The 10,982-nt window shown below is 29.7% G+C and carries 11 protein-coding genes; 2 read left to right on the top strand and 9 right to left on the bottom strand.

The genetic code is table 11. From position 1 onward, the window contains the following. Positions 1–24: 24 nt before the first annotated feature. From NJU99_RS00460 to NJU99_RS00440, 5 genes are all read right to left on the bottom strand, one after another. Positions 25–1,092, bottom strand: coding sequence for a TRAP transporter substrate-binding protein (locus tag NJU99_RS00460; RefSeq protein ID WP_254576775.1), 1,068 nt, complete (start codon positions 1,090–1,092; stop codon positions 25–27). 80 nt (positions 1,093–1,172) lie between these two features. Beyond that, on the bottom strand, positions 1,173–1,790 hold the full coding sequence (gene bluB / locus NJU99_RS00455) for a 5,6-dimethylbenzimidazole synthase (protein WP_254576774.1): 618 nt from the start codon (positions 1,788–1,790) through the stop codon (positions 1,173–1,175). Continuing rightward, on the bottom strand, positions 1,790–2,092 hold the full coding sequence (locus NJU99_RS00450) for a hypothetical protein (protein WP_254576773.1): 303 nt from the start codon (positions 2,090–2,092) through the stop codon (positions 1,790–1,792). Before NJU99_RS00450 ends, bluB begins: the two co-directional genes overlap by 1 nt. 47 nt (positions 2,093–2,139) lie before the next feature. Further along, positions 2,140–3,930: an asparagine synthase (glutamine-hydrolyzing) gene (asnB, locus tag NJU99_RS00445; RefSeq protein WP_254576772.1), complete on the bottom strand. Its 1,791-nt coding sequence runs from the start codon at positions 3,928–3,930 to the stop codon at positions 2,140–2,142. A gap of 1 nt (position 3,931) precedes the next feature. Further along, positions 3,932–4,849, bottom strand: coding sequence for an AEC family transporter (locus NJU99_RS00440; RefSeq protein WP_283256453.1), 918 nt, complete (start codon positions 4,847–4,849; stop codon positions 3,932–3,934). A 66-nt stretch (positions 4,850–4,915) separates the two neighbouring features. Here NJU99_RS00440 and NJU99_RS00435 point away from each other — a divergent pair, with 66 nt between their 5' ends. After that, complete coding sequence (locus tag NJU99_RS00435) at positions 4,916–5,302, top strand: response regulator (RefSeq protein ID WP_254576771.1); 387 nt, start codon at positions 4,916–4,918, stop codon at positions 5,300–5,302. A 4-nt stretch (positions 5,303–5,306) separates the two neighbouring features. Here NJU99_RS00435 and NJU99_RS00430 read toward each other — a convergent pair whose 3' ends face one another. Further along, positions 5,307–6,908, bottom strand: coding sequence for an inorganic phosphate transporter (locus NJU99_RS00430; RefSeq protein WP_254576770.1), 1,602 nt, complete (start codon positions 6,906–6,908; stop codon positions 5,307–5,309). Positions 6,909–7,145: 237 nt separating this feature from the next. Here NJU99_RS00430 and NJU99_RS00425 point away from each other — a divergent pair, with 237 nt between their 5' ends. Continuing rightward, entirely contained in the window at positions 7,146–7,358 is a 213-nt protein-coding gene (locus tag NJU99_RS00425) for a hypothetical protein (RefSeq protein WP_254576769.1), read from the top strand. Positions 7,359–7,370: 12 nt separating this feature from the next. Here NJU99_RS00425 and NJU99_RS00420 read toward each other — a convergent pair whose 3' ends face one another. From NJU99_RS00420 to accB, 3 genes are all read right to left on the bottom strand, one after another. Then, positions 7,371–8,876, bottom strand: coding sequence for a DEAD/DEAH box helicase (locus NJU99_RS00420; protein WP_254576768.1), 1,506 nt, complete (start codon positions 8,874–8,876; stop codon positions 7,371–7,373). A 246-nt stretch (positions 8,877–9,122) separates the two neighbouring features. Then, positions 9,123–10,475 carry an acetyl-CoA carboxylase biotin carboxylase subunit gene (locus NJU99_RS00415; protein ID WP_254576767.1) on the bottom strand — a complete coding sequence of 451 codons (1,353 nt, stop codon included), beginning with the start codon at positions 10,473–10,475 and terminating at the stop codon, positions 9,123–9,125. Positions 10,476–10,487: 12 nt separating this feature from the next. After that, complete coding sequence (accB, locus tag NJU99_RS00410) at positions 10,488–10,955, bottom strand: acetyl-CoA carboxylase biotin carboxyl carrier protein (protein WP_254576766.1); 468 nt, start codon at positions 10,953–10,955, stop codon at positions 10,488–10,490. Between the last annotated feature and the right edge of the window lie 27 nt (positions 10,956–10,982).

The raw sequence follows: 10,982 nt of genomic DNA, 5'->3' as shown, positions 1-10,982 counted from the left end.
CAGAAAACTGCTCTTAAATTGATATTATAAATTATCTTTTAAGTATAAGTAATCAGACATTTTAGTCCACTCTCTAGCTTTTTTCATATAAGCATCTTGTGAATCTAATACCTCTTTTAATAAAGGGCTTTTAGCTGACATCTCATTTCTTAACTCTTGATTTGCTTTTTTCATAGCATCCATAATCTCTTTTGAGAAAGTTTTAACTTTAATATTAGGCTGTTCTTTTTTCATTTTTGCCCATGCTGTTGCATTCATATCATAGTTGTGAATATACATATCATAAGCACTAACTCTAATAGCTGTTGTTAAAATAGTTTGTAAATCTTTTGGTAGTTTATTAAACTTTCTTTTATTTACAATAACTTGTAGTTCTGATGCTGGCTCATGCCAACCTGTGTAGTAATAAGGAGCAATTTTATGAAATCCCATATTTATATCCATTGATGGACCAACCCACTCAAGTGCATCAATCGTATTTCTATCTAAAGCTGTATATAATTCACCTGGAGCTATATTTGTAACTTGAATACCAAGTTTAGCCATAACCTCTCCAGCAAATCCTGGAATCCTCATCTTAAGACCTTTTAAGTCTTCAAGTGTCTTAATTTCTTTTCTAAAGAAACCACCCATTTGAACACCAGTATTTCCACCAGGGAAAGATAAAAGATTATGCTTAGAATAAACCTTCTGCATAAGTTCTAAACCACCACCGTGATAAAACCATGCATATTGTTCAGGTGCTGTTAAACCAAAAGGCATTGAAGTAAATGGTAAAGTGTTTATATCTTTACCTTTCCAATAATAAGAAGCAGTATGACCCATGTCATATTGTCCACCTTTTACCATATCAAAAACACCTAAAGGCGCTTTATGTTTATTTGAAGAATCAACTCTAATTAAAAGTCTTCCATTTGACATCTCTTCTGCCATTTTAGATAGATTGTGTGCAGTATCAATAAGTGGAGTAGCAGCTTTACCCCATGTTGTAGCCATCTTTAATTTATAAACTTTCTCTTTAGCCTGTGCTGACATTGACATTGCAATAAGTATTACAGATGTTACACCTAATTTTCCTATCATTTTTTTCATAAATACTCCTATATATAAAATTTGTTTTGAATTATATATTTATAGAAATATTATTTAGCTTATGTGATAATATGAGTTATTTATAAGATACAGTCTTTTATTTTATTAGTTTTATTCCACTTGATAGTTTTAAATTCAGGTTCATCATAAAACTCTTTTACATAGCCAAAACATAAGTATCCAATAAATTTATACTCTTTTTTATTGATATCAAGTATTTTATTTACTTTTTTTGGCTTTAATATAGATACCCAACCCATACCTATATTCATAGCTCTTGCAGTTAGCCACATATTTAAAATAGCACAAACAACAGAATATTCTCCAGTTCTTTTCATATATGTTTGTCCTAATACATTTTTCTTAGGTTTCTTGTAATACACAGCAATATTTATATTTGATTCTTTTATACCTTCAAGCTTTAAAGAGTTATATACAGGTCTGTCTCTAAATTTTAATTTACTCTTATCAAATGAGTTCTTAAAGTGTTTATATACTTTATGTTTTTGTTTATCATCAACAATAACAAATCTCCAAGGTTGAGAGTATCCAACAGATGGAGCATGTAATGCAGCGTTTAAAATTCTATTTAGTTTTTTTTGGGAGATTTTCTTAGAAGTAAAACTATTGCCTCTAACATCACGTCTAGAAGCAATAATCTTTTCAAGAGCATTTAGCTCTTTTTTTGTAAATTTCATTAAACAGTAAAATCGTGCAAGTCTTTAAATAAAAAGGCTTCAACAATTTCATCTATACTTTTTTGTGTTGGAGCAATTAAAGCAATAATTCCTTCATCCATAAAAGGCCATACATACTCTTTATCATTTATTACAACAACAGCATCAATCCACTCTAAAATATCTTCTCTTCTATCATAAAATTCAACATCTGAAATCTTACCTTCATCTAAAGTAATAAAAGCCCAAGCTTTATTCTCTTCAATAGATGCGATAGTACATTCATGTCTACTTTTATTATCAACAGGTATTAGTACTGTCATAAATCCTCTTTTCTTTTTTATATCATTGGATTTTACAATTTTTTATCTTAAGATAAAAACTCTTTTTTGTACCATAAAGAAAAAACAAATAATGAGTAAAGATGCTGTTTAAATTTTCTTTGTTTTGATAAGTCATAAATATGTTTTACATATTCATCATTAAATAGATTTGTATGTTTATTTACATCAAGAATAGTTTCTAAAATTGAGTTTCCATACTCTTGATTTAGCCATTCATTAAAAGGAGAGTTAAAACCTTTTTTTGTTCTATTTATAATTTGTTCAGGGATATACTTTGAAGCAATTTTCTTTAATAAATATTTATTTGTATTTCCAACTTTAATATCTGATTGAATACTAAACATATAGTTTACGAGATTATAGTCCAAAAATGGCGTTCGAACTTCCAAAGAGTTTCTCATAGAAATTCTATCTACTTTTGAAAGTAATCCTTCACCTAACCAAATTTTTAAATCAATATAACTCATCCAATCAACTGGATCTTTTTTTGCTTTTTCATTTTTAAAAGTTGGAACTTTTTTAAAAAGTCTCTTCTTTTGAATATCTGTATATATTTCCCCAAAAGAGTTATAAAGATTTTGCTTCTTAACTATTCTTCTTAAATACTCACTCTCTTTAGTATTGTTTTGCAATGCACCAATAATATCATCTAGAAATTCATTCTGATCACTTGATAAAGTTTTCTCAAAACTATAATATTTTAAAAACTTAGCATAATTATCATAACCTAAAAAAATCTCATCACTACCTTCACCTGATAAAACAGTTTTTATACCACTTTTATGAATTTTTTTAGTTAATATATTTAAAGGAATGGCAGCAGAATCACCATGTGGCTCTTCTAAAGCATCTAAACTATCTTCAAAATGCTCTATAAAGTCTTTTTTAGATATCTCAACTGGATTATGATTTGAACCTATATGTTCTGCTGTAATCTTTGCATAATCTAACTCACAATAGTTTTTATACTCATTGTATCCAACAGAAAAAGTATTTATTTTTTTTCCTGAGATTTTTGTATAAAGTGCTGATACTAATGAACTATCAATTCCACCACTCAAAAGTGATGCAACTTCTACATCAGATGTAAGTCTTGACTCAATAGAATTAAATAAAAGCTCTTCAATCTTCTCTAAAGCCTCATTTTCGTCTTTTACAGCTTTATAAGTGTTTATCTTGTAGAAACGCTTCTTTTTAAGCTCATTGGCTTTATCTGGCTCATAAACCATATATGTAGCTGCATCTAGCTTGAAAATATTTTGAAAGAAAGTATCTTCACCAAAAGAGACAAAATACTGCATATATTTTGAAAGAGCTACTTTATTTAGTTTTGGTTTATTATCAAGTAAGTTTACTACTGATTTTATAGAAGAAGAGAAAATAAACTTTTTATCTTTAAAGTAATAAAAGAATGGTTTTTTACCGTATCTATCCCTTGCACAAAAATATCTATTCTTTTTTATATCATAAAGAGTAAAAGCAAACATACCATTTAATTTATTTAAAAAATCAAATTCATACTTTTGATAAAGTCTTATTAGAACTTCACTATCACTTTTTGTCTTACACTCTAATTGCTCATCAAGTATAAGTTGTTTATAGTTATAAATCTCACCATTAAAAACTAAAACTATATCATCAAAAACCATAGGCTGATTTGCTTCTTCTTCTAAATCAATAATAGCAAGCCTTGTATGTCCAAACTGCTTATCTTCAATTTTTATTGAATTTTGATAATCTGGTCCTCTATTATTCAACATCTTCAAAGAAGCAGCAAAATTATTGTTTAAAAAATTTGTTCCTAAAATTCCACACATATTACAATCCAAAAAAACTATTTATAATTAAAATATAAAAATACATTAAAGCAACAAAGAAAAACGAGCTAACTAATACTGAAAAAGTTGTATCAATAGGTTTACAATTATATAAAGCTGATAAATTCACATTATTCACAGCAAGAGGCACTATTAACTCTAAAAAGATAATTGCAGAAACAAAAGGATCCATTTTAAATAATAAAATAACATATAAACCAACTATAGGTAAAATTATATGCTTAAAAAGTGTGATATTTAATGACAACTTCCAATTTGCTGTTTTTATTCTAACTTGTGACATAAATATACCAAAGATTACAAGTTGCATAACAATAGCAGCATATGCGCCCATAGTAAATACTTTATCAAAATTATCACTTAATTCAAAACCATTATAGTTAAAAGCCAAGGCAGCAACAGCAAACCAAATAGCAGGTATTTTAAATATCTCTTTTAAAGCATCACTAAATTTAAACTTATCCCCTGCAAAAAAATAAACAGAGAAAATATAAATAAAGAATATATTTGCAATATTTAAAATAGAAGTATAAGGAACACTTGACTCCCCAAATAAAGCAATTCCTAAAGGAATACCAAGATTTCCAGTATTTCCAACAAGAGCTGATGCCATGAATATAGATTTATCTTGATAATCATTTCTAAAAAGCTTTAAAGAGTAAAAAAAAGCTATTCCCATAGTAATAAATATAGCAATGAAATATATAAGTGGTGAAATTATAAACTCTTCAGTTATAGGAGCTCTAGTTAATCCCCAAAAAATAAGAATTGGTTGTAAAAAATACAAGTTTAAAATTACAAAACTTCTTTCATTTACTTCATTTTTAAAAATACGTTTAAAAGTAAATCCTATAAGAATAAAGATGTATATAGTTGCTACAGAGACTAGTGCTTCGATAGTATATCCTAAATTATTTTTTCGAATTTTATCATAATGTAATATAATCTTAGCTATATTTTCTAAATGTATGAAAATTTAAAAAACAAAACAGTTTTATATATTGAAGATGATCAGTTTATTAGAGAACAAACATCTTCCCTTTTAAATGTTGTATTTGGAAATGTTCACATTGCAGAAAATGGACAAGAAGGTCTTTCTTTATTTAGTGAACATTCAAATAGTATAGATGCAATAGTTACAGATATAAATATGCCTATTTTAACAGGTATTCAAATGTGTAAAAAACTTAGAAGTTCTAGTGAGTTTAATACACCAATAATTGGTGTATCAGCATATTCAGATGATGACAATATGCTAAATGAGTCAAAGAGTTTATTTACTATGTATCTTAGAAAGCCTATTGAAATCAAAGATTTAATAGACTCTATTGAAGAGGTTATTACAGGATAATAAATTATCCCATAATACCTTTAATCATAAAGAAGATTGCAGCACTTAACATTGCAGCAGCTGGTACTGTAATAATCCAAGCAGCTACGATTTTCTTAACTGCATCTCTTTTTACATATTTTGTACTTTTAGCTTCTTTTACATCTTTTTTCTCTTGTTTAACAACTTCTTGCTTTTCTTCTATACCTTTGTATAATTCAACGATTCTTACATAATCAGATTTAGACTTTTTCTCAATTGTTTCTAACTCATCTAACTCAGTTGTCATAGAATCTAGCTCTTTTTTATGTTTTTTAAACTTCTTTCTTATTTGTTGAAAAGCTCTTGTTTCATGGTTATCTAAATACTCTCTTAAAAAACCAACACCAAATACACCACCAACTGCAATATGAGTTGAAGATACAGGTAAACCTAGTTGTGATGCAATAATAACAGTAATAGCAGCAGCCATAGCAATAGAAAAGGCTCTCATTTGATCAAGCTCAGTAATTTCTGAACCAACTGTCTTAATAAGCTTAGGACCAAATAAAGCAAGACCTACAGCAATACCAAGGGCACCAACAGCCATAACCCATAAAGGAATATCTACTTTAGAGTTAATACCATTACTCATAATAGCATCATTAATAGCTGCTAATGGCCCAATTGCATTTGCAACATCATTTGCACCATGAGCAAAAGAAAGAAGTGCAGCTGCAAAAATTAAAGGGATAGTAAATAAACTATTAACTGATTCTCTATCATTAGACAATTTGTCTGCTGATTTTGCAATCAGTGGTTTTACAACAAAATAAATAATAGCAGCAATAATCAAACCAATAATTGAAGCTGTAATAAAATCTAATTTGATAATTTTTTTAATTCCTTTTAGAATTAAGTAAGTAGAAAATGCCCAAGTCATAATTGCAATTAAATAAGGAACAACAACTTTTGCAGAATTAATCATATCTTTTTTGAAAACAATTTTGGTTTTAATCAAATATAAGAATCCAGCAGCAATTAAACCACCTAGTACGGGAGAGATAACCCAAGATGCAGCAATCTTACCCATAGTTCCCCAAGAAACAATAGCAAAACCAGCAGCAGCAATACCAGCACCCATAACTCCACCAACAATAGAGTGAGTAGTTGATACAGGAGCTCCAACAGAAGTAGCAAAGTTAAGCCATAAAGCAGCAGATAACAATGCAGCAGTCATTGCCCAGATAAAAATTTGTGGATCAGCAATTAAAGCAGGATCGATAATTCCTTTTTTAATTGTCTTTACAACATCACCACCAGCTATAAATGCTCCCATTGCTTCAAAGATAGCAGCTATTATAATAGCCCACATCAAAGTAAGTGCTTTAGAACCAACAGCAGGTCCAACATTGTTTGCAACATCATTTGCACCAATATTCATAGCCATATATGCACCAAATACTGCACCAATAATCAAGAATGTATTATTAGGAACATCCCCATGAGATGTATAAGACCACAAGAATACTAATGCTACGAATAGCAATGCCAATGAAACTTTTGCAAAACCAGGAAGTGTTTTATCTGTAGCTTTGTCAAGCTTGTTATATGTTTTAATGTCCAATGTAACCCTTTTAGTAACCATTTTGTAACTTAAATTTACTAATATTTTAATGGATAGTTCCTTACTTATCATTTAAGAAAACTTAAAGTTATTATGACTAAAATACCTATATTACAACATATCTCTATATTATATTCCTGATTTTTTTTCAAATTTCTTCAAAAAATTTATTTATCAATGTTACATTCCATTTGACAAATTTTTTTTATTTATATATAATAGTCATATAATATAGATAAAATACATAAAGGAGATAAAATGAAAGTTACGATTCTTTCTAAGAAAGATCTTCCAAATATTGAAAAAATACAAGACGAGTTTGATATTTTTAGAGTAGTAAAAGTAAAAACTAGAGAAAAGCTTGATATGATTGAGTTTTTTAATAAAGATGGTGTATTTAGAGGATTTGGTAAAGATACAAAAGCAGCTTACAAAAAAGCTAAGAAAGCTTTAAAAAGCTATTATAATTAATAAAAGAAGAGATTAATCTCTTCTTCTATTTCTGCTTCCACCACTTGAGCTTCCACCTCTAGGACCTCTTGAGTCTCTATTTCTAGAATCTCTTCTTCCATTGCTTCCACCTCTTGAACCATTTCTTGATCCACCTCTGTGTCCACCTCTTGAGTTTCTATTTCCGCCTCTTTTATCAGAACCGCTACTATTTTTAGCTCTTTCAATTAATCTTTCAATATCATTTTCTGATTTACCTATCTTATTGTTACCTTTAACATAAGTAGATTCAGAAATCATTGAAGCTAATTTAAATGCAATAGTTGAAATATCAAACTCTTCTTTTAAGTCTTCAACAAGTTGTAAAGCGTGATCTTTAACATCTTGATTTGTAATCTTTTGTTTTAAATCAGTAACTTTTTTCTCTTTTACAGAAGAGATATTAGGAACTTGTTTTGCTTCAAGTTTAGAACCTGTAGTTTTTTCAATTTTCTTAAGCATTCTAAATTCGTGTGGAGTTACAATTGAAACTGCCATACCTTCTTTTCCTGCTCTACCAGTTCTACCAATTCTATGTACATAAGACTCAGAATCAAATGGTAAATGGTAATTAAATACGTGAGTTACATCACTTACATCAAGTCCTCTTGCTGCAACATCTGTTGCAATTAAGATTTCTAATTTAGATGTTTTAAAAGCTCTAATAGCTTCTTCTCTTTGTCTTTGCTCCATATCACCATGAAGACCCTTAGCCATGTATCCTAAAGATACTAAAAATGTAGATAATCTATCAACTTCTTTTTTTGTTCTACAAAAAATGATTGATTTATCTGGGTTTTTAAAATCAAATAGTCTGATTAAAGCATCATCTCTTTCATGCTCATCAACTACATAATATGTTTGAGTAATTTTTGAGTTAGTTACTTCTTTCTTTGTAATTGTAATAAACTCAGGCTCAACTAAAATCGTTTTAGCTAGATTTTTAATCGCCGTAGGCATTGTTGCAGAGAAAAGAACTGTTTGTCTAGCATCAGGCATAAAAGTGAAAATCTCTTTAATGTCATCTAGGAATCCCATATCTAACATCTCATCAGCTTCGTCTAAAACTACGTAAGATGGTTTAATATTTATTTTCTTGTCTCTTAATAAATCTAAAAATCTACCTGGTGTTGCAATAAGAACACTTGCATTTGAAATGTTCTTTAATTGTCTTGAATATGATTGTCCACCATAAACAGTTGCTGTATTAATACCTAAAAATTTTCCAAACCTAAAAATTTCATCAGAAACTTGCATTGCAAGCTCTCTTGTTGGAACTATTATAACTGCTTCAACCGAACCATCACACTTCATCATATTTAATATTGGAAGACCAAATGCAGCTGTTTTTCCAGTACCAGTTTGAGCTTGTCCTACAATATCCTTACCGCTTAAAACAACAGGAATTGCTTTCTCTTGAATAGGACTTGGCTCTTGAAATCCAGCACTGTCTATCGCCTTTTGTAAATCTTCTTTTAAATTAAATTCGTTAAATGTCATTCGTTACCTTAGTATAATTTGTAAAATTGATACACAGGATTATATAGTTATCTTCTCAATAAAATTTAACATAAACATTTGTACAAATATGTTGTTTTTTTGTGAGTAAGTCAGTTTATTATAATATTCTTTTCGTACAAAAGAATTAATAGGGTATATAAAATGTGTATAATTTGGATTCATTATACTTAATTTTATATAAATTTAAGCTTTAAGAGTAAAAGAGGCTAAATTAGCCTCTTTTTATTATAAGTCTTCTAGGCTTTTATAACCTTCAAGATATTTAGTATCATAGTTATTTGAGATAAAGTCTTCATTTTCCATCATTTTTTGGTGGAAAGGAATAGTTGTTTTAATTCCTTCTACTTCAAACTCATTTAAAGCTCTTTTCATAATGTTAATAGCTTTATTTCTATCTCTTCCCCATACAATTAGTTTCCCAATCATTGAGTCATAGTATGGTGGTACTACATAACCAGCATATACATGAGAATCAACTCTTACATTTCTTCCACCTGGAACAAACCATTGTTTTACTTTTCCAGGGCAAGGTAAGAATGAGTTTGGATCCTCAGCAGTAATTCTAACCTCAATAGCATGACCTCTAAATTTGATTTTTTCTTGAGGAGGTAATTCTTCACCTTCTGCAACTTTAATCATTAATTCAATAATGTCAATTCCTGATACCATTTCAGATACAGGGTGTTCAACTTGAAGTCTAGTATTCATTTCCATAAAGTAAATGTTTTGTTTATCATCTGCTAAGAATTCAAAAGTACCAGCACCTTCATACTTTAAGTATTTAGTAGCTTTTACAGCAACATCATGTAAATGAGCTCTTGTTTCATCATTTAATAAAATTGCAGGTGACTCTTCAATAACTTTTTGGTGTCTTCTTTGTAATGAACAATCTCTCTCACCAATATGAATAGCATTTCCATGAGAATCTCCAACAACCTGAACTTCAATATGTCTTGGGTTGTTAATAAATCTCTCTAGGTACATTGTACCATCACCAAAGGCAGCTAATGCTTCAGAAGATGCAGCCATGAATAATTGATCGAATTCAGACTCATCCATAATAAGTCTCATTCCTCTTCCACCACCACCAGCAGATGCTTTAGCCATGATAGGATAACCGATTTCTTCTGCTGTTTTTCTAGCTTCTTCAAGTGTATGAACTGCACCATCAGAACCAGGAACAACAGGAACACCAGCTCTAATCATTTCTTCTTTTGCTTTAGATTTATCAGCCATTTTTTCCATTACATCAGTAGAAGGACCAATAAATTTAATACCGTGAAGTTTACAAATTTCTACAAAGTCTTGGTTTTCAGATAAGAAACCATAACCTGGGAAAATTGCATCACATCCAGTCATTTCTGCTGCTGTAATAATTGCAGGAATGTTTAAATATGAATCAGATGACTTAGCGCCACCAATACATACTGCTTCATCTGCATGCTTTAAATAAGAAGCATTTTTATCTCCAGCAGAGTAAACAGCAACAGACTTTTTACCCATCTCTCTAATAGTTCTAATAGCTCTTTGAACTATTTCACCTCTATTAGCGATTAATATTTTTTTAATTTCTGCCATAGTTAGCTCTTATTATAGTTTTTCAACAACATAAATTGGCATATCATATTCAACAGGGTCACCGTCTTTTACTAATGCTTCAACAATTTTACAATCAAACTCTGCTTCAACTTCATTCATAATCTTCATTGCTTCTAAGATACATAAAGTTTGACCTTTTTTAACAGTATCTCCAACTTTTACAAATGCTGGTGCTTCAGGAGATGGAGAAGCGTAGAAAGTTCCTACCATTGGTGATTTAATGCTTTCACCTGCTGTACTTGCAGCTGGTGCTTCTGATGCAGTTGGTGCAGCAGCAGCTACAGGAGCCGCAGCTGGTGCTACAGTTTGAGTATAAACTGGCTCACTTGAAGTAACAACAGTACCTGATTCAAAACCTTTTTGCATAGCAATTTCAAACTCACCTTCTTTTACTTTAAGTTTGTTAAGTTCACTCTTATCAAATACTCTTATTAGTTCTTTTATTTCTTTAAAATCCATAATCAGCCTTTTAATTCGTCAAATTTT

The organism is Arcobacter roscoffensis (assembly GCF_024267655.1).
In the GTDB taxonomy this organism is placed as follows: Bacteria; Campylobacterota; Campylobacteria; order Campylobacterales; family Arcobacteraceae; genus Arcobacter_B; species Arcobacter_B roscoffensis.
The sequence above is the reverse complement of the archived record's forward strand: the minus strand, read 5'-3'. Positions and strand labels throughout refer to the sequence as shown.